This is a genomic window from Kolteria novifilia (genome assembly GCA_007748055.1).
Classification (GTDB): Bacteria; Planctomycetota; Planctomycetia; order Kolteriales; family Kolteriaceae; genus Kolteria; species Kolteria novifilia.
Genome location: CP036279.1, coordinates 1,738,078 through 1,762,977 on the forward strand (window position 1 = coordinate 1,738,078; position 24,900 = coordinate 1,762,977).

Annotated in this window: 16 protein-coding genes; 4 read left to right on the plus strand and 12 right to left on the minus strand. The window is 62.9% G+C overall.

Annotation, left to right across the window (positions count from 1 at the left end):
- Window positions 1–1,135 precede the first annotated feature (1,135 nt).
- The 4 genes from Pan216_RS06380 to Pan216_RS06395 form a co-directional block, all read right to left on the minus strand.
- Complete coding sequence (locus Pan216_RS06380; RefSeq protein ID WP_145256405.1) at window positions 1,136–1,408, minus strand: hypothetical protein; 273 nt, start codon at window positions 1,406–1,408, stop codon at window positions 1,136–1,138.
- A gap of 185 nt (window positions 1,409–1,593) precedes the next feature.
- The gene (locus Pan216_RS06385; RefSeq protein WP_145256409.1) at window positions 1,594–3,015 is read right to left on the minus strand and encodes a sulfatase-like hydrolase/transferase; all 1,422 of its coding nucleotides are present in this window, start codon (window positions 3,013–3,015) and stop codon (window positions 1,594–1,596) included.
- A 1,699-nt stretch (window positions 3,016–4,714) separates the two neighbouring features.
- Window positions 4,715–4,897 carry a hypothetical protein gene (locus tag Pan216_RS06390; RefSeq protein WP_145256412.1) on the minus strand — a complete coding sequence of 61 codons (183 nt, stop codon included), beginning with the start codon at window positions 4,895–4,897 and terminating at the stop codon, window positions 4,715–4,717.
- Between the two features lie 102 nt (window positions 4,898–4,999).
- Window positions 5,000–8,464, minus strand: coding sequence for a PVC-type heme-binding CxxCH protein (locus Pan216_RS06395; protein WP_145256415.1), 3,465 nt, complete (start codon window positions 8,462–8,464; stop codon window positions 5,000–5,002).
- Window positions 8,465–8,686: 222 nt separating this feature from the next.
- Between Pan216_RS06395 and Pan216_RS06400 the strand changes: the two genes are divergently transcribed.
- Window positions 8,687–10,453: a tetratricopeptide repeat protein gene (locus Pan216_RS06400; RefSeq protein ID WP_145256418.1), complete on the plus strand. Its 1,767-nt coding sequence runs from the start codon at window positions 8,687–8,689 to the stop codon at window positions 10,451–10,453.
- Window positions 10,454–11,260: 807 nt separating this feature from the next.
- Here the strand turns inward: Pan216_RS06400 and Pan216_RS06405 are convergent.
- From Pan216_RS06405 to Pan216_RS06425, 5 genes are all read right to left on the minus strand, one after another.
- Window positions 11,261–11,656 (minus strand): hypothetical protein, encoded by a 396-nt coding sequence (locus tag Pan216_RS06405; protein WP_145256420.1) that lies wholly within the window; start codon window positions 11,654–11,656, stop codon window positions 11,261–11,263.
- Window positions 11,657–12,144: 488 nt separating this feature from the next.
- Complete coding sequence (locus Pan216_RS06410) at window positions 12,145–13,872, minus strand: hypothetical protein (protein ID WP_145256423.1); 1,728 nt, start codon at window positions 13,870–13,872, stop codon at window positions 12,145–12,147.
- On the minus strand, window positions 13,869–14,609 hold the full coding sequence (locus Pan216_RS06415; protein ID WP_145256426.1) for a hypothetical protein: 741 nt from the start codon (window positions 14,607–14,609) through the stop codon (window positions 13,869–13,871). The genes Pan216_RS06410 and Pan216_RS06415 overlap by 4 nt, the downstream gene beginning before the upstream one ends.
- Entirely contained in the window at window positions 14,599–15,213 is a 615-nt protein-coding gene (locus tag Pan216_RS06420) for an RNA polymerase sigma factor (RefSeq protein WP_419193330.1), read from the minus strand. Before Pan216_RS06420 ends, Pan216_RS06415 begins: the two co-directional genes overlap by 11 nt.
- A 203-nt stretch (window positions 15,214–15,416) precedes the next feature.
- Window positions 15,417–15,623, minus strand: a complete 207-nt coding sequence (locus Pan216_RS06425) for a hypothetical protein (RefSeq protein ID WP_145256429.1) — start codon at window positions 15,621–15,623, stop codon at window positions 15,417–15,419.
- A gap of 589 nt (window positions 15,624–16,212) precedes the next feature.
- On the opposite strand from Pan216_RS06425, the gene pgsW reads away from it, so the two are divergent.
- The 3 genes from pgsW (at window position 16,213) to Pan216_RS06440 (ending at window position 18,593) form a co-directional block, all read left to right on the plus strand.
- Window positions 16,213–17,310 carry a poly-gamma-glutamate system protein gene (pgsW, locus tag Pan216_RS06430; protein WP_419193331.1) on the plus strand — a complete coding sequence of 366 codons (1,098 nt, stop codon included), beginning with the start codon at window positions 16,213–16,215 and terminating at the stop codon, window positions 17,308–17,310.
- A 22-nt stretch (window positions 17,311–17,332) separates the two neighbouring features.
- Window positions 17,333–17,617 carry a DUF427 domain-containing protein gene (locus Pan216_RS06435; RefSeq protein ID WP_145256436.1) on the plus strand — a complete coding sequence of 95 codons (285 nt, stop codon included), beginning with the start codon at window positions 17,333–17,335 and terminating at the stop codon, window positions 17,615–17,617.
- A gap of 127 nt (window positions 17,618–17,744) precedes the next feature.
- Complete coding sequence (locus Pan216_RS06440; protein ID WP_145256438.1) at window positions 17,745–18,593, plus strand: GNAT family N-acetyltransferase; 849 nt, start codon at window positions 17,745–17,747, stop codon at window positions 18,591–18,593.
- 1,064 nt (window positions 18,594–19,657) lie between these two features.
- Here Pan216_RS06440 and Pan216_RS06445 read toward each other — a convergent pair.
- From Pan216_RS06445 to Pan216_RS06455, 3 genes are all read right to left on the minus strand, one after another.
- Entirely contained in the window at window positions 19,658–21,274 is a 1,617-nt protein-coding gene (locus tag Pan216_RS06445; protein ID WP_145256440.1) for a sulfite reductase subunit alpha, read from the minus strand.
- Entirely contained in the window at window positions 21,267–23,093 is a 1,827-nt protein-coding gene (locus tag Pan216_RS06450; RefSeq protein ID WP_145256442.1) for a NirA family protein, read from the minus strand. Before Pan216_RS06450 ends, Pan216_RS06445 begins: the two co-directional genes overlap by 8 nt.
- Window positions 23,094–23,465: 372 nt before the next feature.
- Window positions 23,466–24,800 (minus strand): NarK family nitrate/nitrite MFS transporter, encoded by a 1,335-nt coding sequence (locus tag Pan216_RS06455; protein ID WP_145256444.1) that lies wholly within the window; start codon window positions 24,798–24,800, stop codon window positions 23,466–23,468.
- Window positions 24,801–24,900: the final 100 nt, after the last annotated feature.

The following is a 24,900-nucleotide window of genomic DNA, read 5'->3' on the forward strand; positions in this document are numbered from 1 at the left end:
GGCCGGCTCGTCTGGGACCCGGACGCCACCCTGGTGGGCTGTCTTTGCAGGGGCCCGGCGTCACCCAGCCGATCCGGGCTGGTTTTTTAGGCGAATCGGGCGTTGGCGTTCCAGGACCAAGCCTATTCTCCAGCCAAGCGGTGAGGTGACGAAATTTCGTCACCTCGCAAGAGAGGGCTCGAACACGATTCGCAATTTGCCGGTCCAATTGCCAGCAGGCCTCCGAAGCCAAAAACAGCGGTGTTTCTCGAAGAATTGGCCCACTGGACGCCAAAACAGCCAAGAGATGACCCACAAATTCCGAGGAGGAGGCAGAAAGAAGTGAGTCGCCGTTCAGAAAGAAGTGAGTCGCCGTTCAGAAAGAAGTGAGTCGCCGTTCAGAAAGAAGTGAGTCGCCATTCAGAAAGAAGTGAGTCGCCATTCAGAAAGAAGTGAGCCGCCGTTCAGAAAGAAGTGAGCCGCCGTTCGGAAAGGGACGACCTGGCTGTTCGGAAAGGGAACGTTCGCGAGTGGTCCGTCGAGATCTCGATGTCAGGCTTCCGAGTTCCCCTCTCCCTGTGGGAGAGTGAGCCTCTTGTTCCCCTCTCCCTGTGGGAGAGGGGTTAGGGGTGAGGGGGTTCTCTTTCAGCGAACAGCTTTGTTTTCAGGAAGACTCGTCCCCCCCCCCCACTCGCTGACGACGAGCGTCGACCTCTCTCCGTGGGAGACGGAACCTCTTGTTCCCCTCTTCTCCCTGTGGGAGAGTGAGCCTCTTGTTCCCCTCTCCCTGTGGGAGAGGGGTTAGGGGTGAGGGGGTTCTCTTTCAGCGAACAGCTTTGTTTTCAGGAAGACTCGTCCCCCCCACTCGCTGACGACGAGCGTCGACCTCTCTCCGTGGGAGACTGAACCTCTTGTTCCCCTCTTCTCCCTGTGGGAGAGTGAGCCTCTTGTTCCCCTCTCCCTGTGGGAGAGGGGTTAGGGGTGAGGGGGTTCTCTTTCAGCGAACAGCTTTGTTTTCAGGAAGACTCGTCCCCCCCCAACTCGCTGACGACGAGCGTCGACCTCTCTCCGTGGGAGACTGAGCCTCTTGTTCCCCTCTCCCACGCGGCTGAGGGGAGGAATGTCTGACCGACGAGGAAACGACCCACCATCGTCGCTAACCGCACTTCGCGGGTGGTTCGGAATTGGCTTCGACAATCCGAACGATCTCGTCGGCCGACAAGCCGCGATCAAGCAATTCTTGCTTGAGAGCCACATCTCGCTGATGTCGTCGGTCGCTTCGCCAGTTCGAAACCACAAAGCAACAGATGACGATGATGCTTCCCAAGATCATTGCGATGCCGAGCCCCAGGAACTCAAGCATGTCGTGAGCGTTGAGGAGTTCGATGAGGCTCGGGTCCACGAGTGGCTTGGTGGTGATGGGATCCATGAGATACCTCGCTGCGAGTAAGTGCCACTGCCCGTCCGGAAGAATCGGTTGGCATACTTGCCGCCCGGCAATCGACCCTCCTCGTTCGTGGCGAGCGAGGTTCGCCGGTTGTTGGATCAGACAATAGCCTAACTCACGAACGCCGGTCGATTCCAACCATTCCCAAGCGTGGGTTGAACATCAACCTACTGATAGTCCTTTCCGTTGAGGCTGTCGATCACACTGCGTTGCCAGGCCTCGAGGGATGCCTTCATGCTCTTCGTGCGTTTCGGCTCTTTCTTAGCGATGTCCTTCGTCTCGGATTGATCGCTCGTGAGGTTGTACAGTTCGTAATGCGTCTTGCCCGACTTCTTGTTCGTCATCCGATGGAGCTTGTAGTCGCCATCGATGAGCGCCGCGTCGCCCTGGCGATCGTCGGTGGCGTATTGCGTCGACAAGTCACCCGCGTTCGCATGGGGAGTCTCCTTCGGCGCGATGCCCTGGAGCTGCTGCTTCGCGAGTTCCTCGAGCATCTCGTGACTTCGCATCGGGCTTCCCTTTTGTGGGTAGGTCCAAAAACCGAGCGGGGCACGTTTCGGCATCGCCTCGCCCTCGATCAACGGCAAGAGGCTCTCGCCATCGAGCTTCGGCTGGTGGGGCATCGTGACGCCCGCGACTTGCAGGACCGTCGGATAGATGTCGATGGTGCCGCAGGGGAAGTCGCTGCGACTCGGCTTTTTGATGACCGCCGGCCACTCGATGATCGAGGGGACGCGAATGCCCCCTTCCCAGAGTTGGCCCTTGTGCCCACGCAGGCCGCCGGTCGACCCCGGAGCCCGCGAGCCATTGTCGCTCGTGTACCACACCAGCGTGTTCTCGGCGATCCCGAGGGAACGCAGTTCCGTTCGAAGATGCCCCATCGCTTGGTCGATCCCGGCCATCTCGCCGTAGTAGTGCTGGTCCTTGAGCGGCTGGTCCTTGTACGGCTCGCGCAACTCGTCGAGGGCCTCGTGCGGACTGTGCGGATTGCCGAACCAGATCACCGCGAGGAAGGGCTGCTTGCGATCGTTTGCCGAGCGAATGAAATCGAGGGCCGCGTCGACGGTGACCCGCGAGCTTTCGCCCTTGGTTTCGATCACCTTGCCGTTGTGGCTGAAGAGGGGATCGTTCTCGTAGAAATTCGGGCTCGAGACCCACTCGTCGAAGCCGCTCTTACCAGGTGACACGGGGCTGTCGGCTTGGACCGACCCGAGGTGCCACTTGCCGAAGTGCCCGGTGGTGTAGCCGGCGGTCTTGAGGGCCTCGGCGACGGTGATCTCTTGCGGACGGAGCGTCGATCCCCAGACGAAGCAGCCGAAACGATTGGGATGCCGTCCCGTCATGACGCTACCCCGCGTTGGCGAACAGACCGGCGCGGCCGCGTAGAAGCGGTCCAGGCGCAGGCCCGTCTCCGCCATCTCATCCATGATTGGCGTCTTGAGGATCTCGTGGCCGTTGTAGCTCGTATCGCCCCAGCCTTGGTCGTCGGCCATCGCCAGGATGATGTTCGGTTTGGGGGGCTCGGACGCGCAGAGCGCTGTTGGTAGGAGAAGAAGCAGAGAAGTCAGAAGCGTCGGATTGGAGGGCATCGTTGTCAGGTATCCTTCTCAAGGGGTTGGGGAACTTGGCAGGGACTTCACGTCGGTCAGGCCATTGCCCGACACAAACGACTCGTAGGGTGGGTCTTGACCCACCATGTTCGGCGTCTCTCGGGGTTGCCTATGGGCCACGGGGCCCACGTTGCGAAGAGTCAGGCAATACCTGACCGACGAGGTTTTCGAGACTCGACGAATCCACGGATTCGCCTCCGTTTCTTCTCCTTGATCTTGGCCAACATGGCTCGTTCTCGCCTTGGCCCGCTTAAATCAACGAACTGCTAGTGTACCGCTTGGCGAAGGATTGATCCAACCGATGGATCCACATTGCCGTGCCGCGAAGGGGATGACGCCAGCTAAACGACCATGACTGATGTGGGACCGTCGCGCTCTTCTTGCTTGAGATTCGACGTGCTAACCAGGAGGCCGCGATCGACGACGTCTTCGATCTCCTCGGCAACCGGCCAAGTCGCAACGCCGGCAGGTCTTCGGCAGCAGCGTCACGACTTCCTGGCATTCCTTGGTGGGAACCAACGAGCGTTCGTGTTTCTTATGACCTGGTTGACCACCTACAGGGCATCCTGAAGGGATGCGACATCACAGCCCAGGGTGGCGCTTCGCGCACCCTGGGTGAAGTGGAAATAACATTCGGAACGCTGAAAGCGTTCGACCACCGCCGTGACGGCCGATGATTTGTTGACACAACGCAACACGTGTCAAACCCGCTTCGGGGTTTGGATTGGGGGACCACGGCGACCCAGGGTGCGCTGCGCGACCCTGGGCTGTGTTGTTCAACGGCGTTGCCGTTGCCGGAAATCGGGATCACCGCGTTGCCGGAAATCGGGATCACCGCGTTGTCGGAAATCGGGATCACGGCGTTGTCGGAATCGGGATCACGGCGTTGTCGGAATCGGGATCGCCGCGTTGCCGTTGCCGGAAAATGGGATCACCGCGTTGCCGTTGTCGTCTCCCAAGCATCCTGAAGGGATGCGACATCACAGCCCAGGGTCGCGCTTCGCGCACCCTGGGTGACGTGGAAATAACATTCGGAACGCTGAAAGCGTTCGACCACCGCCGTGACGGCCGGTGATTTGTTGGCACAACGCAACACGTGTCAAACCCGCTTCGGGGTTTGGATTGGGGGATCACGGCGACCCAGGGTGCGCTGCGCGACCCTGGGCTGTGTTGTTCAACGGCGTTGCCGTTGCCGGAAAATGGGATCACGGCGTTGCCGTTGTCGGAAAATGGGATCACCGCGTTGCCGTTGTCGGAAAATCGGATCACGCCGCGTTGCCGTTGTCGGAAAATGGAATCACCGCGTTGCCGTTGTCGTCTCCCAAGCATCCTGAAGGGATGCGACATCACAGCCCAGGGTCGCGCTTCGCGCACCCTGGGTGACGTGGAAATAACATTCGGAACGCTGAAAGCGTTCGACCACCGCCGTGACGGCCGGTGATTTGTTGGCACAACGCAACACGTGTCAAACCCGCTTCGGGGTTTGGATTGGGGGACCACGGCGACCCAGGGTGCGCTGCGCGACCCTGGGCTGTGTTGTTCAACGGCGTTGCCGTTGCCGGAAATCGGGATCACGCCGCGTTGCCGTTGTCGGAAAATGGGATCACCGCGTTGCCGTTGCCGGAATCGGGATCACCGCGTTGCCGGGATCGGGATCACGGCGTTGTCGGAATCGGGATCACGGCGTTGTCGGAATCGGGATCACCGCGTTGTCGGAATCGGGATCACGGCGTTGCCGGAAATCGGGATCACGGCGTTGCCGGAAATCGGGATCACGGCGTTGCGGTTGCCGGCGATGGGCGGACATGGTGGCCGCGTTGTTGGAATCGGGAGCCAAGTAGGGTGGGTCTTGACCCACCATCTTCGGTGTCTCTCGGGGTTGCCGATGGGCAGCAGGCCCAGTTTGCGAAGAGTCAGACAATGCCTGACCTACAAGAGAGGCTGCGGACCGACCCGACAAGACTTAGCTCTTGGGCAGCGTCGAGAGATACTCGATCACGTCGCGAAGTTCGCGGCGGGAGAGCGACTTCTCCATCGTCGGCATCAGCGACTTGGGCGAGGATCGCTCGTCGACCCGGTCGAGAGGCACGCGAAGGACCTTGCCTTCCGGGGTGATCAACTCGATGGTGCCGTCCTCCTCCGACTTGACCGTTCCGGCGATGACGTCGCCGTCGTCCAAGACGAGGCTGATCGTGCCGAAGCCCTCGGCGATCTTCGCGTTGGGATCGAGCAGCGACTCGAGGACGTGACGCCGATCGGCGATCTGCTTCGACTTCGACAGATCGGGACCCGCCGTGCCGCCTTGCCCGCGGATCTGGTGACAACGAATACACTGGCCGTCGCGGTGCCCAACGAAGATCGCCCGACCCCGTTCGGCATTGCCGCCGGAGAGACACTCGTCGAACCGGGTCAATAGATCGCCTTCCTTCAGCGACTTCGACGCCTCGGCCAGTGACGACGCCAGCGCGGGCGTCGCCCGCTGATGGGCCGCTTCCCGGAGATCGAGACGAAGCTCGCGCGGGACCGAGCCGCCGACGAGTTCTTGCATCCACGCCGCGAGGATCCGGTCGGCCTCTGGGGACTGGGTGCCCGCGAGGGTGACGAACGCGAGTTGTTTCTCGGCGGTCGTGGCATCGCCGCTGGTAAGGACCTCCTCGAGCAGGTTGACCGCTCGCTCGGGGTCGGTCTTGGCGACGACATCGCGGGCGGCTGCGCGAAGCAGCGGTTGGGAATCCTCGAGCGAGATCGAGACCGCCTCGTCGAGCTTCGGATACTTCCGATCGTGAAGGAGCTGAAGCGCCGCGATGCGGGTCGACGCGGCGCGATCGTCGTCGGCGATCCAGGCGAAGAAGGTATCGTTGTCGACGTTGACGTCGTACTTGCCGATCAGCTTGGCGACATCGGTTTGAAGGTTGCCCGAAGTGGTCGAGAGGATCTTGGTGATCGATTCGTTGAGGACGTCGCGAACGATCGCCCCGTCGCGCTCGGGAAGAGCCCGCCACTTGCCCGTGACGCGATCGCGCTGCGACGGCTTCTCCCAATCGGCGAGAGCCGCGAGCGCCTCGCGACGCATCACCTCGGAGAAGTTCGGGTTGGAGACGATCGACGCGAGGGCCTGGGCGTTCTCCTTGGCGCCGAGGCGGAAGTTCGCGTTGATGATCCGGCGTACGAGAGGTTCGTAGTCCCCCGTCGGTCGCTGAGTGAATCGTTCGAGAATGCGGGCCAGGGCGGGAGTTCCCTGCTCGATCGGCAAGTCGTTGATCGCCCGCGCCGCCTCGGTGACCACCAGCGGCTCCTCGTCGTAGAGGAACTCGACAATCCTCGGGTCGTGGTTGCGACGTTCGACGAGCAGGGCCGCCATCCGAACGGCTGGGCTCTTGTCGTGAGCCCTGGCGTGGACCGCGTCGGGATCGTTCATGCCGAGCAGCGCCATGACACCCGCGTGTCGCAGGTAGGGATCCTGGTCGTTGTTCTGCTTGATCATCGCGAAGACGTCGTCCATCGCGGCGTGGTGGCCCAACTTGCCGAGGGTGATCGCGGCGAGGAACTTGATGCGCGGCTCGGGATCGCTCAAGAGTGCCGTCACCTTGTCACCAAGATCGGTTCGCTTGGCCCAGCCGATTGTTCGCAAGACTTGGACGCGGATCTCCATGTCGTCGTCGTCGAGCAAGGCGGCGAGGGGGGTGAGGAGTTCGGGGTTCGTCTGAGCGAGCTGGCCGATGCCCCAGATGCCGTGGATCCGGGCCATGCGGTTGGTGGAGGAGAGGGCGACGGGGAGGAACTTCTCCGCGGAGGCTTCGCCCCGATCGGCGAGAGTGAACTGAGCCCGCTGCCGGACCCGCATGTCGGGATGGCCAAGGAGTTCGACGAGCCGTTCGTCGCTCAGCTTGTCAAAGCCGTTGGCGAAGAGTTCCTTGGTTTCGAGGACGGCCTTGTCCTTGATCCGCTCGGGATCGAAGAGGGTGTAGAGGTGGCTGTTGGCGCCGCCGTTCTTTTCCCATTGGATGGAGCCGAAGTCGGCGACGTAGATCTTGCCGTCGTAGCCCATGTCGGCGTCGCTGGCCCGAAGCGGCTTGAAGAAGTCGTGGTAGTCCTTGATCGCGAACGCGGCTCCTTTCGGTTCGAGGCCGAACGCCTCGATGCCGCCGTTGCCGGTGAAGTTGCACATGAAGAAGTAGTCGTCGTAGCGGTCACTTAGACCGACGCCCGGGTTGCCGAAAAAGCCCGCCGGGCCGGTGCCGATCCAGCCGATCGTCGGCAAGAGCCAAGCCGGTTGGCCCGCGTGATGCGGGTGCCACATCTTCTCTCGGTGCCATGGTCCTGTCAGGTAGGGCTCCTCGATGGTTTGGTAAGCCATGTCCCAGCCGCTGTCGCCCCCCTCGACGACGTAGACGAGTCGGCCCTTGTCCCCCTTGTCGCAGTTGTTGTCGTCGGCGAAGAGGTTGCCGAAGCGGTCGAAGACGAGTTCCTGCGGGTTGCGCATGCCGCGGGCGACGACCTCGAGATCGCTGCCATCGCGATTGCAGCGGAAGACCGCTCCGCGGCGCGGGGCCGCGAGAACCTTGCCGTCGGGGCGTTCGATATGGAAACCGCGATCGCCGACGGAGAAGTAGAGCTTGCCGTCGGGTCCCCAAGTCAGCCCATGCAGGTCGTGACCGATGAAGGCGATGTTGACGCCGTAGCCACGGTGCAGGACCTTCTTTTCGTCGGCTTTGTCGTCGCCGTCGGTATCGCGCAGCAGCCACAGATTGGGGATGCACGCGAAGTAGACATCGCCGTCGCGAATCAGCACGCCTGAAGCGGTGCCGTCGAGCGGGTCGTTGAAGCCCTCGGCGAAGAGGGAAGTCTTTTCCGCGAAGCCGTCGCCGTCGGTGTCCTCGAGCAGGCGAATCTGTTCGCCATGACTGGAAAACCATCCCATCCCGCCGTCGAACTTGTCGGCCCATTTCTTGTAGAGGGCCAGTCGTTCATCGACGGTCCCGATTTGCAGGTCCTCGTCGAGGAAGAAGGTGCCGAAGCCGCGGTTTTCGGGGACGCCGCGCCGCATCCGGTGGGTCTCGACGACGTAGACGCGATTGTCCTTGTCCAGGCCGATCGCGACGGGATTCTCGAGCATCGGACGATGAGCGAATAGCTCCAGCGTCATCCCCTCGGGCTTGCGCAGCGCCTTCATGACGGCGCGAGCCTCGTCTTCGGGCGACATCTGTTTCGTGGGCGCTTTTCTCGGCGCTTTCTTGCCCGATTTGGTCGGATTGTGCTCGTTTTCGGACGATTTGGGCGCCGTTTTGGACGCTTTTGCATCGTTTTTGATCACCTTCGATGTCTTTTTCGACGCGTTGGGAGGCTCGACGGCAGTCGCCACCTCGGCGGCAAGACAAGCCAAGACCAACAGCGCGGGGACGGGGAACAAGCATCGAGTCGTGGGCATCGGCTAACGTGAACTCCTAGCTTAAAATGTCGGGCCAGACGGCCCGAAGCGCAAACGGTAAGATCAGTCCTGGGATCGAGCGGTCCCCAGAATATCATCGCCTCCGCCGGCATGCGAGCGGTTGGGGGTGACTGTTGGGGCGAACCCCGCCGTGGGGAGATCGCTCTTTCCCGGCGAAGGGCCCGGGACGCCCTCGAAATCCGCTAGGTAAGGAGGCACTTCATGCCACGATTGCTCGTGGGAACACTGGCACTCTTCGGAGGGACGTTCCTCGTCAGCGCCGACGAGTCACCCAGCACGGCCAGCCAAAAAACCAAGAAGGACCCCGTCCGCTCGGCGGTGGCCGGCGAGCTATCTTCTCAGATTGACCCCCCAAGCGCCAACCTCTACCCCGGATTTGATGGCTACACCCGCAAAGTCACCACCGATTCCGACGACGCCCAACGGTGGTTCAACCAGGGAATCCAGCTCCTCTACGGTTACAACCACGACGAGGCGATCCGCTCCTTCGAGAAAGCCGCCGAGATCGATCCCTCCTGCGCCATGGCGTGGTGGGGCTCGGCCTATGCCCGTGGCCTTCACATCAACAACCCGGAGATGACCGAGGAACAGAGCAAGCTCGCCCATGAAGCCGCCACCAAAGCGATGAATGCCCTCGACAACGAGGCCCCCGTCGAGAAGGCTCTCGTCGAAGCGGTGAGCAAGCGATACGCGTTGCCCGTGCCAGAGGACCGCTCGTCGCTCGACCAGGCTTATGCCGACGCGATGGAGTCGGTCTGGCACCGCTTCCCCAATGACCCCGACGTCGGCGCTCTCTATGCCGAGTCGCTGATGAACCTCCAACCGTGGGACCTCTGGACGCACGAGGGGGCCCCGAAGGGGAGGACGCTCGAGATCGTCGCGGTGTTGGAACGGACCCTCGCGAAGATGCCCGAGCACCCCGGCGCGAATCACTTCTACATCCACGCCATCGAGGCCTCGCCCTGGCCGGAGAAGGGGGTTCCTTCTGCCGAGCGTCTTCGCGAGATGGTGCCCGGCTCGGGGCATCTCGTCCACATGCCCTCGCACATTTACATTCGCGTCGGTCGTTACGGCGATGCGGCCGACGCCAACGAGCGAGCGATCAAGGCGGACGAGTCCTACTTTGCGAAGGCACCCGAGCCCGACTTCTACAGCCTCTACTTTCTGCACAACGTCCACTTCCTCGCGTATGCCGCAATGATGGAGGGCCGCTACGACCTGGCTCTCGAATCGGCCCGCAAGATCGAGGAAAGCATCCCGCCGCAGTTTCTCGAGAAGTACGTCACGCTCGCCGACGGCTTCATGCCGACGTCGCTCTACGTGATGATCCGCTTCGGCAAGTGGCACGAGATCCTCGCCGAGCCCGAACCGCCAACGAAGCGTCTCTTCAGCCGGGCCGAGTGGCACTTCGCCCGCGCGGTGGCATTGGCGGCGCTCGGCAAGACGCATCAAGCACGCGACGAGATCGACCAACTCGACGAGGTCGCGTCCAAGCTGACCGACGAGTGGAAGATGGGCAACAACAAGGCCGAAGAGGTGATCGCGATCGCCCGGACGATGGCGATGGGGGAGATTCTCTTTCGCGAGGGCAAGACGAAGAAGGCCTTCAAACGGCTACGAAAGGCGGTCGCGATGGAGGAGATGCTCCGCTACGACGAGCCGCCGGGCTGGATGCAACCGGTGCGACATGCTCTTGGGGCTCTGCTGCTCGCGGACGGTCGCGACGCCGAGGCCGAGGAGGTCTATCGCGCCGACCTGGTGCGTCATCCGAACAACGCCTGGTCGCTCTTGGGGCTCGAGCAGTCCCTCCGCAAGCAGGGCAAGACCGCCAAGGCCGACAAGCTCGCCGCTCAGGTCAAGAAAGCCTGGTCGCGTTCCGACGTCGCCCCCGTCGCGAGCTGCTACTGCCACCCCAACGCCCGCACGTCGAACACGAAAGAGATCAAGCAAGCCGAACCGGAGAAGTGAGGATGGTGGTCGATTGATGGACCACCATCCCGGCTACCCCCGGTTGCTTCGCTACCGGGGCGCCGAAGGCGCTGGAGGCCTTGAGCGGAAGGCAAAGCGGGTAAGGCGAGCTGTACGCGGATGGGCATCCTTTCCATGACTTCTTGTCTTGAGAGAAAGACCTCTCCCGGCTACCCCCGGTTGCTTCGCTACCGGGGCGCCGAAGGCGCTGGAGGCCTTGAGCGGAAGGCAAAACGGGTAAGGCGAACTGTGCGCGGATGGACATCCTTTCCATGACTTCTTGCGTGCTGCGCACGCCCCGGTAGCGAAGCAACCGGGGGTGGCCAAGAAGGCGGAAGTTGCGGGGCGGGATTTCCTGGGGCTTACTGGAGGCTTTGAGCGGAAGGCAGAACGAAGGCGCTGGAGGCTTTGAGCGGAAGGCAAAACGAAGGCGCTGGAGGCCTTGAGCGGAAGGCAAAACGGGTAAGGCGAACTGTGCGCGGATGGACATCCTTTCCATGACTTCTTGCGTGCTGCGCACGCCCCGGTAGCGAAGCAACCGGGGGTGGCCAAGAAGGCGGAAGCTGCGAGGCGGGATTTCCTGGGGCTTACGCCACCAGGCTACGTGGTGCCGCCGTGTTTGCGGCTCCGTAGCGATGCCTCATGAGCACTAAATAGGGCAGCTTGCGATTGTTCTCTACGTAGGGCAGGCCACTGCCTGCCGTTGTTCATTCGATGAGCCATTGTTCCTTGGACGAGGAACGAAGAGACCCTCTCCATCCCCTCCTTCGACAAAGGGGGACATTGAGGCATGGCATCCAACGTCGTTCATCCCGCGACCAGCGGCGCTAGTCTGAAGAAGGAGACGCGGGTGTCGGCGGTGATGCGAACCTCGTCGTGGAGCGAGTCGACTTGGCGGTCGTCGACGACGATGAGGATCTGCTTGGAACGGAAGGCCGAGACGGCTCGCTCGTATTGTTGTCTCCAGTTGATTTTGCGGGGAATGCGGAGCCGACAACCGCCTTCGGTCGGCTCGGCGTCGCTGGGCTGGACCAGGCCGTTGTAGTCGTCGGGTTGGTTCTCGTTGAAGTCGCGAACCTCTTGGAAGACACGGTTGCGGATCAGCTCGCGGATCGTGATGCGATGTCCGGGTAGGTCGATCGTCCGCTGGTGCAACATGTTGCCGGTCATCGTCTCGTCGCACACCGTGACACTCTTCGGCATGTCGGTCTCCTCCCCTCACACCGTTCTTCTAACGTCGACTGGCATTCTAACCCAAATGCGGCGTGGGTTCGATGGATCACTTGCGAGGAAGGCGGGATTGGCGAACGGAGTGCGCGGAGTTCCCTCTCGCGATCTGATGTGTTCAACCGGCAGCGAATAGACAACGGGCTGATTGAACCCCTCATCCTGCTCGCTGCGCGAGCTTCCCTCTCCCACGGGGAGAGGGTGTTGGTGGGAAGACTCCTCGGTGACCAACGCTGCGGTCGCTGCGATCTCTGTGGATGCATCCTTCCGTGTCGGAACGCGAGCGAGCAAGTTGGAATGGCGGATGGTGGTGTTTCCCGAGACTTCTTGCGTGCTTCGCCGCCCCGGTAGCGGAGCAACCTGGGCTACCCGGAAGGGAGAATGGTGGGTCAAGACCCACCCCACCTCAGTTTCAATCAAGACCTACCCTAACTAAGAACTAGTCAAGACCCGCCCGACGCAAGTCAGGACTCGGCGGGGGTGGGAAAGAGGGTCATGGTGAGATGGTAGGCCTCGGAGGTGACGTTGACGCCGATGACGAGACGGTCGAGTAAGCCCATCACCGAAAGGATCGGGCCGGTACGCTTGGCGAGGCGCTCCTTGTGCTCGGGATCGTCGCGGGTGATCAAGACGAGGAGACGATCGCCCTCGCGCTCGAGGTAGGTCCGAACGGCGCTGGCGTTCACCCAAAGTATGGGGCGAAAGCCGGCGGGAAAGTGCTGGGCGAACCACGCGGGCAGATCGCTCGACTCCTTCTCCCCCCCGAGCCAGGGCGCTAGTGCTTTCGGCGAACTGCCGAAGAGAAGTTGGTGCGAGGTGACGGCGAGCGCCGGCTGCGGCCAGGAACCGGGTGCCTCCTGCCGACGGAGATAGTGAATCCGCTCTCCCTCGGAGAGTTCCAGCTCGACGCGCCAGGGTGTCTTCTCCTTGCGCGAGAGTTCGACGCCGATCAGGACTAGGACCGCGACGCCGCTGTTCTCCAACGCCATCGAAAGGGGGAGGGCCCCGAGGGTACTCGGCTTCTCGTCGCGAAGTTCGACGACGCCCATCACGCGCGGCGGCTGGCCCGGCTGGCCCGGCGCGATCATCCCGCCGACACTGGGGCCGACGTGGTCCAAGACATCGGGCACCGAGTAACCGGCGAGAAACTGGGAGATGACACGGATCGCTTCGCGGACTTCGCGCGACTCCCGCTCGGATTGGACCTCGCCAACAATGCCGACGACCGACTTGATCGGCAACATCATGTGGACCGCCATCAAGGTCGAGTCGTCGACGCGATCCCAGAACGCCGCCAGCGAAGCCGAGGTCGGAACCGGGGGCTTCATCGAGCGGATCGCGAAGTGAAGCCCGAGTTCGTAGCGTGGACTGGAAGAGATGGTGGCGGCCAACCATTCGACACGATCCCACGCCTCGCGACGCTGGAGGAGGAACCGCTCGAACGGGTCGTTAGAGGGAGGTGCCTCGTCGAGGGCATGGTCGAGGGATCGCGGGTTGACGTAGAGCCGAAGGAAGGCTTGCTCGGGCAGGGCTCGACGCAGCCGCGCGCGGATGGACGAGGTGCCGAAGCCGTGGCCGTCGAGCATCGTGTCGATGATCTTGCGGACCGCTTCCTCGTCGCCGGCGATCACGCCGATGTCGTCGCGTTGGAAGAGGTAGGCCTTCTTGCCGTTGGCTTCGCGGGTCTCGACGTAGTCTTGGCCGCGAAAGGCGCGCTGGTCGACTTCGCGTCCAGGACGCTCGGCCGAGAGAGTGTCGATCAGCTTGGCGAGGAGTTCGGCATCGGAAGCGCGGGCGATCAAGGCGCCGATCGGGTCCTTCTGGTCGCGTTTCCAGAGGGCCAAGACGGCCGCTTCGCCCAGGACGTCATCGCGCAATTGCTCGAGGGTGACGCCCAGGAAGGCCGGCATCATCGCGGTCATCCAGCGGACGTTGCGGGCGGGTTTCGATTGGAGAGCTTGTTGGACGATCGGGAGCTTCTCGGCGTTCTTCCACCAGGCGGATTGCCGCAAGTCGGCGTACTCGTCGGCGATGCCGTCGGCGATCAGGAGGGCGTCGACGTCGGACGGCACCAGTGCCAACACCTTGTCGAGCGAGGACTGCTCGGCGAGCGCCGGCGCGAGCAAGGGACGAGCGAGCAGCAGACTGAACACAAACGGCACGGCGAGCCATCGCCCATACACCTGATTCATATGGTCGGTTCCTCCGGGACCTGCGGGGCACCCACGCCGAGGAAGGAGAAGGCGCTGAACGTTGTTTCACGAACGGGGGCGAGTCGTTGGCTCATCTTGGCTCGGACGCGTTCGGCGTTGCCCGAGGTTTCCTTGAGGAGTTCATCCAAGGCGCCTGGGGCGACGAAGAGGGCCGTCGCTTCGGGGTGGTCATCCTCTCGCTCGGTCGCGCTGGAGGAGTCCTCCGTTCCCAGCGGACTTTCGACGAGTTCCCAGAAGGCCTTGCTGTAGGTCGCGCCGGTTTGTCGGAGATCGACGACGAGCATCTCGGGCTCGAGGGTCTCCGGCGGACCATCGCCCGGTCGCGTCTCGGGAGGGACGACCGCGACGTCGCTCGGGGCGCTGTCGGGAGATGAAGTCAACGCGACGACAACGAGCAGGCACGCCGCCACCGCGGCGACGGCACCGATCACCGCGACGAACCGGCGCGTGCCCGGACCCCGTCGTCGGGGAGCCTTCGTGGGAAGCTGCGCCAGGATGCGATCGGCGAAGTCGCCGGGAACCGCCGGTTTGGGAAGGGAGGAAACGCGCCGGGCCAGACCGATCCACGCCAGGGCGTCATCGCGCCGCTGGGGATCGCGGTCGATCTCGCGACGCAACTCCTCGGGGAGGGATTCGAGACCGCTCGGATCCTTGAGATGGTCGCGCTCATCCCACCACGCGTTGAGCGCCGATTCGAAGGTTTGGTCATCCATCATCGCTTTGGCTCCCGGTCGAGCGGGGGGCTCCACATGCCAGGGCCGCCTGAAGGACTTCGGCGAACCCTTTGTCTTTCAAATGATCCAGTATCCGCTTGCGAGAACGGTGAACCCACGTCTTGAGGGTTCCGATAGGGGTCGCCAAAGCATCGCTGATCTCCTCGTAGCTGAGCCCCTGCTCGTGGAAGAGCAGAAAGGCTTGGCGCTGGTCCTCGCGCAGCGAGTCGACGGCGACGCGAATTTCGGTGTCGAGCTCGTTCGCGTCAAGGTGACTCTCCCCGGAGTCCGAGCGTGGATCGGCGATCATCTCGGGGTACTCCGAGGGAGTCGGGCGTCGTCCCCGGCGTCCGAGGCACGTCCGACACCGATTGATGGCGATGGTCAAGATCCAGGGGCGCAGCGGTCGACGCGAATCCCAACGATCCAACGCCCGAATCGCCCGCAGAAAGACTTCCTGGGCGACATCTTCGGCTTCGTGCCGGTCGCGCAGGAGTCGGTAGCAGACGCCGTGGATCAGTTCCTGGTAGCGTTCGACGAAATCGCGGTAGGCAATTTCGTCGCCAGCCAGGCAGCGGTCGACAAGGTCCTGGTCGTCGCTCAGCACATCCTCGGTACCGTTCGTGCATGTTCCAACAGAAGATACTCCGAGGGCCCTTCGGAGGTTTCACCCGATCGGCATGTTCCGGGAGACCGTCCCCCTGGGAGACCGTCCCCGATTGGGTCATCGTCGCTAGATCTCACTGGCGGGCGAGCAGCAAGTGGCACCCTGGATCTCTAGGCGGATCGTCGCTCGGGGACGCGATTGGCCTACTGCGAAACGTCCTTGATCAAGCGCCGGGCGATCTTGTAGGCGGTCTTGATCTGCTGCGAGCGGACGTCCATCTGGTCTTCGTTGAAATGCTTTCCGAGTTCGTTGGTCGGTAGGCCGGCGATTGCGAGCGTCAGGGGAAGGAGTTGCTGAAACTGCTGCACGCTCTTCTGAGCTTGCTGGGAACTCTGCGGGGCTTCCGCCATATCGGTCTCCTCTGTTGGCTAAGTCGCCGATCCTGGGCGAGGCGAGCCCCCTTTCGGGCATCGCGTTCGCGGGGTGACCGGCGTGGTGTCGAATGTCACTCATCGTCGGAATTTGGGCGATGTCGTCAAATGGCCAATGGTCCTCGTGTGTCAAGAGCGAGGGGCTCGAAGGTCTCCCGGAACGGTCGTCACTCGCGATAAAGCTTCCGCATCCTTCCGCCGCGAGGCCCGCAAAGACCGCGAAATCGCGTCCGCTCGGCGGGCTTGCCCGAGCGGTTCCGTCTGTAGGATCCTCTCGTTTGCCGTAGCTTCCAAGAAAATTCGTCGAAGTGATCGGCCCAAGGGCGACACGAGGAGAGTTCGGCGGGCATGCTTTCGTGGTCGCTCGCTCGGGAAGGGGGCCAAAGTCCATCTCCACTAGAAAATGTCTCGGCGTTGGGGTACGATTGAGTGTCGAGTGGTTCGCTGCTCCACCGCGAATCGCTCCCCAGCCAAACCTCCGGTGGCTGTCTCCCCGATTGCCATCCTCCGCGCCGCACCCAGTACCCTTTGGGTCGGACCTGGTTCAAACCATCCGCATGAGGTTGCCATGACTTATCTTCGACGGACGATGTTGCGGACCGCTGTTTTGACTTCCGCGTTCTTGGTGATGCCGACGCCGCGCGCTTTCGCGGGCGCTCCACGTGCCATCGCGAGTGCCGAGTTCACCCAGGCGGCCGAACACGCGGTCGAGTTGATGAAAGCGGTCAAGCAGCTCCGGCTTGAACGGGGCTATCCGATCAACCTCGAATTGGACCCAACCGGCAGCGGTTTGATCGGCGCCGCGGACACGGCGCTAACGAGCATGCGTGGGAATCTGGTTTCGAAGCGTTCCTCGGCCAACCCGAACTTCGCCGCCGCCGTGGTGTCGATGCTCAAACAAGCTGGCGTGAAGGAGGGGGACACGATCGCTGTCGGCTGGACCGGCTCGCTGCCCGCGTTCAATCTCTGTGTCGCGGCCTCGATCGAGACGCTCGACCTCAATCCTGTCTGCGTCGCGAGCACCTCCGCGTCCCAATACGGGGCGAACTTTCCCGAGATGACCTGGCTCGACATCGAGCGGTACCTGCACGAGAAGGAGTTGATCTCTTTCCGCTCGGTCGCCGCCTCCTTGGGCGGACGCGAGGACCAGGGTCTCAACTTCAACGACAAGTCGCGGAACATGTTGCGGGCGGCGATCGAACGCAACCAATTGCCGTTTCTGCATGAGACGACGTTGGGGGATTCCATCCGTCGACGGATGGACTTGATCGACCGGCATGCCGACGATCACGAGATCAAGGCTTACATCAATGTCGGCGGTGGCGCCGCGTCGGTCGGTCGTTCGATCGGCAAGCGCTCCTATCATCCCGGTCTCAACCTCGAGGCTTCGGCGAAGGCGCTCTCGATCGACTCGGTCATGACGCGGTTCATGAAGCGAGGGGTGCCGGTGATTCACATGGTCAGCGCCAGCAAGTTGGCCGTGAACTACGATTTCCCGGTGCCGCCAGCGGCGATCCCCGCGGTTGGCGAGGGCAAGCTCTTCGCGAGCTCGACCAGTCGCATCGCCAGTGCCCGCAAGCCGGTTGGCAAGCAGGTCTCGAAAGTGATCGAAACACCCGCGCCGGCGCCTGAAGAGGTCGATGTCGTCGCTCCGAGCGTCCCCTGATCACTGACGGAAGGTGAGCACCGTGCCCAAGGCGAAGTGGAACGGCAAGGTCTTGGCCGAGTCCGATCAAACGGTGATCGTCGAAGGCAATCACTATTTCCCGCCCGAGTCTCTCCATCGTGAGTTCTTGCGACCCTCGACATTGACCTCGGTCTGTCCCTGGAAAGGGACGGCGAGCTACCACGACATCGTCGTCGACGGCAAGGTCAACGCGGCGGCGGCTTGGTCCTATCTCAAGCCGAAAGAAGCGGCGAGCGAAATCACCGACCACGTCGCTTTCTGGAAAGGCGTTGTCGTCGAGCACTGACATTCCACGTATAAGGGGGCAGTTGGCCGAAGGCACCGACGTCGCGTGCTCGTCGTCGGGTCGCGACGCGGGACGAGTTCGTTCGGCCGAATCGCCCAACCATACCCTTGCGCGGAGGACTTCGGGCATGCCGCTGGCGGCCGACTTTCACATCCGGACCATGAATCGTGATGACGTCGACGTGGCCCTCGAGTGGGCCGCCGCCGAAGGGTGGAATCCGGGGCTCGACGACGCTCGGTCCTTCTGGGCCGCCGACCCCAGCGGCTTTTTCGTCGCCGAGTCAAAGGGTGAGCCGATCGCGGCGGTCTCGGCGGTGGCGTATGACGCCCAGTTCGGTTTCGTCGGCCTCTACATCGTCCGGCCCGACTTTCGCAATCGCTGGATCGGTCCAAAGCTCGCCGACGTCGCCCTCGCGTACTTGGGGGACCGCATCATCGGCTGCGATGGGGTCGTCGAGCAGGTCGAGAGCTATCGCAAACTCTGGAACTTCGAACTCATCACCCAGAACATTCGCTTCGAAGGGACCGGCGGCGGCACCCGCCCGGGGGAGGTCGTCGACCTGGCCGACGTTCCCTTCGAGGAAGTGATGCGCTACGACCGCCTTTGTTTTCCCGCCGAGAGGTCCGCGTTCCTCGAACGCTGGATCGATCGGCCGAAGGGGGGAGCGGTCGGCGTCCCGCGCGACGGCCAACTCGCGGGTTACGGCGTCATCCGCGCGTGCCGCCAAGGGTGGAAGATCGGTCCGCTCTTTGCCGACGATGCGTCGATCGCCGAGTCGCTCCTCGAATCGCTCCTCTCGACGATTCCCGGAGAGCTCTACTACTGGGACATCGCGGGGCTCAACGCCGAGGCGAAAGCGATGGCGGCCGCTCGGCAGCTCACCAAGGTCTTCGAGACCGCGCGGATGTACAAGAACGGTCGTCCGCAGGTCGATGACGCGAAGGTCTTCGGGGTGACGACGTTCGAGTTGGGGTAGGCGGAGAGGAAGGACTTCCGATCGCCGGATGGTGGAACACGAGACTCGTCCGCGGGGGAGCATTCTCTCGAGACTTCTTGCCGGCTGCGCCGGCCCAGGTTGAATCAACCTGGGGTAGCCAAGAGAGGGTTGGCGGTGAGTCGAACGAACCCTCCTTCACGGTAGCCCCGGTTGCTGGCGGTACCGGGGCGCGCGACGATCGGTATGGGACGGGAGTAGCCGCGAAGCGGCAGCCGAGTAAAGCCTGGCACGTGAGTGCCAGGGTGATGTGATGCAGTCGTCGAGCCCCGTCGGGGCGACACGTCCCGGATCGCTCGCTCTCTCCGGGCTGCACTTGCCCACCAATGAACATCGGAGGCGGCACTCGCGGGGACAAGAGAACCCCCTCTATCTCCCCCTTGGACAAGGGGGAGCAGAAGAGGGATGTGAGCGAAGCACGTCGGAGGCCGACGGGGACTTCCGATCGCCGGATGGTGGAGAGGGAGAATCGTCCGCGGGGGAGCATCCTCTCGAGACTTCTTGCCGGCTGCGCCGGCCCAGGTTGAATCAACCTGGGGTAGCCAAGAGAGGGTTGGCGGTGAGTCGAACGAACCCTCCTTCGCGGTAGCCCCGGTTGCTGACGGTACCGGGGCGCTCGACGATCGGTATGGGACGGGAGTAGCCGCGAAGCGACAGCCGAGTAAAGCCTGGCACGTGAGTGCCAGGGTGATGTGATGCAGTCGTCGAGCCCCGTCGGGGCGACACGTCCCGGATCGCTCGCTCTCTCCGGGCTGCACTTGCCCACCAATGAACATCGGAGGCGGCACTCGCGGGGACAAGAGAACCCCCTCTATCTCCCCCTTGGACAAGGGGGAGCAGAAGAGGGATATGAGCGAAGCACGTCGGAGGCCGACGGGGACTTCCGATCGCCGGATGGTGGAGAGGGACAATCGTCCGCGGGGGAGCATCCTCTCGAGACTTCTTGCCGGCTGCGCCGGCCCAGGTTGAATCAACCTGGGGTAGCCAAGAGAGGGGATTTCTTACCGACGGCTTGCAAGGCGGACTGCGTTCCTACGCCCACGCGATCAATAAACGTCCTTGAGATAGCGTCCCGCCGCGGAGAGCTCCTTGACGTACTGATCGCCGTCGACGCCGCCATGGGTCGTGGCGACCTCCTTGAGGGCTTTGTCGACGTCGCGTGCCATGCGCTTGGCGTCACCGCAGACGTAGAGATGAGCCCCTTCCTGCAACCACTCCCACAGATCCTTGCCACGCTCCCGCATGAGATGCTGGACGTAGATCTTCTCGGCCTGATCGCGCGAGAACGCGAGATCGAGGTTGGTGAGATGCCCGTCGGTTAGGTAGCAGGAGAACTCGTCCTCGTAGAGGAAGTCGTGCTCGCGACGCCAGTCGCCGAAGAAGAGCCAGTTCTTTCCCTTGGCACCGCTCGCCTTGCGCTCTTGGAGAAAAGCGCGGAAGGGTGCGATCCCCGTGCCGGGACCAATCATGATCACTGGAACATCGGCGCCCGGCAGACGAAAGCCGTGGGAACGCTGGACATAGACGTCGATCGGCGTCCCCGGTTCGAGGCGTTCGGAAAGGAACGTCGACGCGACCCCCTTGCGGCGTCGCTCGTTGCGTTCGTAGCGGACGACCGCGACCGTCAGTTGTACCTGGCCGGGGTGTTCCTTCTGGGACGACGAGATGGAGTAGAGCCGGGGCTGGAGCTGTTCGAGCGTCAGGGCGAACGACGCCGGATCGGGCTTGGCCGAGGGGACGCGCCGAAGCACGTCGACGATGTCGTCACCATCGTCGGTTCCATCCTCGAGACAGCGATGAAGGTAGGCGTGTTCCTCGGCGTCGGTGGCGCACTCGGCGAGCAGTTGCAGCGACTCGTCGGAGGGAGCGCCGAAGTCGGCATGGGAGAGGAGTTCGGCCAGGGTCTTGCTGCTGCCGTTGTTGCCGACGGTCTCCTCGCCGCTGGCGCCCAGTTCGCCGAGTAGTTCACCGATGAGGTCGGGGCAGTTCTTGGGGAAGATCCCCAAGCTGTCGCCGACCTCGAAGGTGAGACCCGACTCGGAGAGGTCGATCGAAATGAAACGCGTCTCCTTGTCCGACTCGGGGTGATTGAGACGCCGCGACTCGAGCAAGCGGCCGCTGACCGGATGGTTGCGATCGTAGCCCGCCTTGTCTTGGCCGTTTGTCTCGCTGGCGGTCGAGGTCGCACCAGGCGAACCGTCGCCATTGGCGCTCGGGGCGTCGGACTCGGCGAGGAGTTTTTTGAGCTGACGATTGGTCGTCTTGCCGCCGGGCGAGCAGAGGGTCAGCTTCGACTCGCTCCCGTTGGCGATCGCCTCGGCGTAGGTCTGGCAGACGTAGCCGCACTGGCCGCAGTCGAGCTGAGCCATCGCCGCCATCAAACGGCGTTCAAGCGGCCGGTCGTCGGCGAGGGCCAACCGCTCCTCCACTTCGAGCCCCGGATCGTGCCACGGAAAGTCCTCTTCAATGGGCGCCGCTTCGGGTTCGGGCACCTGACCGCTGGTGGCGACCGCCGGCTGGGCTGTTTCGGGGACGACCTCGTTGCTGAAGTAGCCGGCGAGGAAGCCGTTGAGCCAGGCCCGCTGCTCCGTGTTGAAGGGAGCACTCTCGGGGATCAGGGGAACCAGCCGTTCGGTGGTGAGATTGGTGTTGAGTTCATGCATGGGTCTGTTGCTCCGTCATGGCGAGGAGATCGTCGATGGAATGACGCCGCGAGAAGTCACGAAACGATTCGTCGTCGGAATCCCGTCGTTGCATGTAGACCTTCAGGAGGGACTCGAGACGTCCGGGGATTTCGTCGAAGGGGAGTTCGGGAAAGAGTTCGCGTCCTATCCCCTCGTCGGCGCCGTAGCCGCCACCGACGAAGACGCGATAACCTTCGATCAGTTCTTCGCCATCGCTCGATTCGACCTTGGTGGCGAGCATCCCGATGTCGCCGATGTAGTGCTGGGCACAGGAGTGATGGCAACCGGTCAGATGGATGTTCAGCGGCTGGTCGACGTTGAGGCTCGTTTCGAGATGCTCGGCGAGGATCATGGCTTGTCCCTTGGTATTCGAGGCCGCGAACTTACAGCCGGTGTTGCCGGTGCAAGCGACCAGACCCGCTCGAATACTAGTCGGTGAGCAGTCCAGACCAAGGTCCTCGAGAGCCTCTTGAACATCGGGAACATCCGATTCGTTGATGTCGGGGATGAGGAGGTTCTGCCAGACGGTTAGCCGGAGCATGCCGCTGCCGTAGCGATTTGCGATCGTCGCGAGCCCTTCGAGCTGATCGGTCTCGAGCTTGCCGACGGGGAGGACGACGCCGAGATAGACCTTGCCCTCTTGTTTTTGACGGTGAACGCCGAGATGGGCCATCCGCACGGGCTGACGGCGCGGCTCGCATTGCTCCAACGGGAACTTGGGCCACGCGAAGGGCAGATGCTTTTCCGACTCGCTGAGGAACTTCTCGAAGCCCCAACGGTCGAGGACGTACTTGAGGCGTGCCTTGTTGCGATCGGTGCGGTCGCCGTGTTCAATGAAGGTCTTGAGGACGGCGACGGCGGCGGGAACGCACTGGTCCGGTTCGAGGAGGATGCCGGTGTCGCGAGCGAAGTCCTTGTGGCCGGTGATGCCGCCGAGGCCCATGCGGAAGTAGATGCCCGCGGGGATCGACTTGCCTTCGGGGACGCGGACCGCGGCGAAGGCGATGTCGTTGGTCTCCTCGAGCGTGGAGATGCTCCCGCCACCATCGAAGGCGATGTTGAACTTGCGGGGAAGACCGTAGAGCTCGCGGTGGTTGAGGATGTAGTGGTGCATTTCGTTGCTGAGGGGCCGGGTGTCGATCAGCTCCTCGGCGTCGATGCCGGCGGTGGCGCTGCCGGTGACGTTGCGGATGTTGTCGGCGCCCGAGCCCTTGTTGATGATGCCGGCATTTTGCAAGCCGGTGAGGACGTCCAAGGTGTGCTTGGGGCCGATCTCGCGGATTTGCAAGTTGGCCCGGGTCGTGACGTGGACGTAGTTGCCGCCGTAGTCACGTGCCAAGCGAGCGACTTCGTTGGCTTGGTGGGCGTTGAGCAGTCCTCCGGGGAAGCGGAGTCGGCACATGAACGAGTCTTGGGCGGGGGCGACGTGGAAGAGGCCGTAGTACTTGTAGAGAAAGACGTCGGTTCCCTTGGGAAAGACTCCCTGTTGGGCATTGGCGCGCATCTCGCCCCACATGCCGAAGGGGTCCTTGTCGCGTTTGGCTTTTTCTTCCTTGCAGAGTTTTCCGCCACCGGCTTCGACTTGGTCCTGGGCGCGCCGATGCATCGCTTCGGGGCCGAACGCGTCGTAGTCGAAGCTGCCGCTCGTCGAGGAATCAGTCTCGTTGGCGGGGCCGAGCGTGCCGGCGAAGGTCGGTAGTCCCCGAGCGCTTCGGGCCAAGTCACTGCCCCACATGAACGCGGAGAGGTACTGCTTCTGTTCCTCGCTGAACCCTTGCGCTGTTCCGTTGCTTGCCATCTCGCTTCCTTCCCTCGTCGGGGTCACGCCGAGGTGACTTGTCTGAAGGTGCTATTCGTGTCGTGGCCTTGTCGCCGCGAGTCCCTCGTTGAATCGAAGGCGTCCCCGGCGCGAAAAGCGCGGGGACGCTGGTTGAAGAAAACCCGTACAGCTCGGAGTCGTCCGGGCTGGGATCGGCCTAGCACGGTACTCCGATAGTCCCGTGAACCGACCCGGATGAACAACCGAGCTGCACGGGAAGATCACCGTAGGTTGCCCGACATCATCGTGTCGTCGATCTTCCTTGAAACTGCCGCCGCGGGGGCGGCCCGAGTGACCTCATGTCAAATCCTCTCCCGTTGACGACGGAATCCTGGACGCGATGAATCGACTTCACGCACCGGCCGGCAGGGCCCGTTCGCGAAGGGCGTTGGCCAAGCTCTCTCGTTCGGCGTGCTCGACTTCGGGGCTGAAGCGAACCGCGAGCGCGAAGAAGGAGATCAGGGCGACCGCACACCCGAGATACAACAGAGCGTCCTGGTGGCTGAGTCCCTCCTGGCGGAAGAGGAAGCCGGCCGCGACCGCTCCCGCGTTGCCGCCCGCTCCGACGATGCCGGCGACGGCTCCGAGAGCTTGACGATTGACGAAGGGGACGATGCCGAAGGTCGCTCCCTCGGACATTTGGACGAAGAGGCTAAAGACGATCATGGTCGCGATCGCCACGCCGAGGACGTTCATGCGCGAGAAGAGCATCAGCGCGATCCCTTCGAGCATCAACGCGACGAAGAGGAACCAGACCCGGCCCTTGAGGCCGACGATCTTGGCGGCGGCGTCGGAGAAGTACCCACCGAGCGTTCGGGCGAAGAGGTTCATCAAACCGAAGAGCCCCGCGATCAAACCGGCGTATTGCAGTTCCAGGCCGAATTGGTCGTGGTAGTAGAGGGCGGCGATGTTGTTGATCGTCAGCTCGATGCCGAAGCAGCCGGCGTAGACGATGAAGAGCGCCCAGACGCGAATGTCGGCACAGGCCTTGAGGAACGAGGAGAAGTTGATCGACTTGGCCGGCGGGATGAGGCCCTTGGCGCGAAGCTCCCGGTAGTCACCCTCGGGGGCGTCCTGGGTGAAGAAGTAGTACGCGATTCCGGTCAGCAGCAGTGCGACACCGGGAATCACCATCGCCAGTCGCCAGCCCAGGACGGCATCGACGCCGAAGAAAAGGACGGCGGCGAAGATCAGCGGCATGACCATTTGGGTCACGCCACCGCCCAAGTTGCCCCAGCCGGCGGTCGTGGCGTTGGCGGTGCCGACGCAGTTGGGAGCGAACATCACCGAGGTGTGATACTGCGTGATGACGAAGGAGGCCCCGATGGCTCCGATCGCGAGCCGAAAGAGCAGGAAGGACTCGTAGCTGTCGGCGAGCCCGATGGTCATCACCGGGAGCGAACCGAGGATCAACAGCCACGTGTACGTGCGTCGGGGACCGAAGCGATCGCACAGGGGGCCGATCAGGAGTCGGGCCAGCACGGTGATCGCCACCGAGGCGATGATCGTGTTGCCGATCTGGACCTTGGTCAGTCCGAGGTCGTCGCGGACGACGGCCATGAGCGGGGCGATGCCGAACCAGCCGAAGAAGCACAGGAAGAAGGCGAACCAGCTCATGTGGAACGCTTTCATCTGCGTGGTGAGCTTGAACAGCTCGATGCGAGTGGCTTTTCCGGATACTTGCACGAAATTTCCTCCTATTCGAGTGACCGAGCCGCGATGTCGGGACGTACCTTCCACGCGGACGGCCGTTGGCGACCGTGTTCCAAGATTGTTGACAACTAGT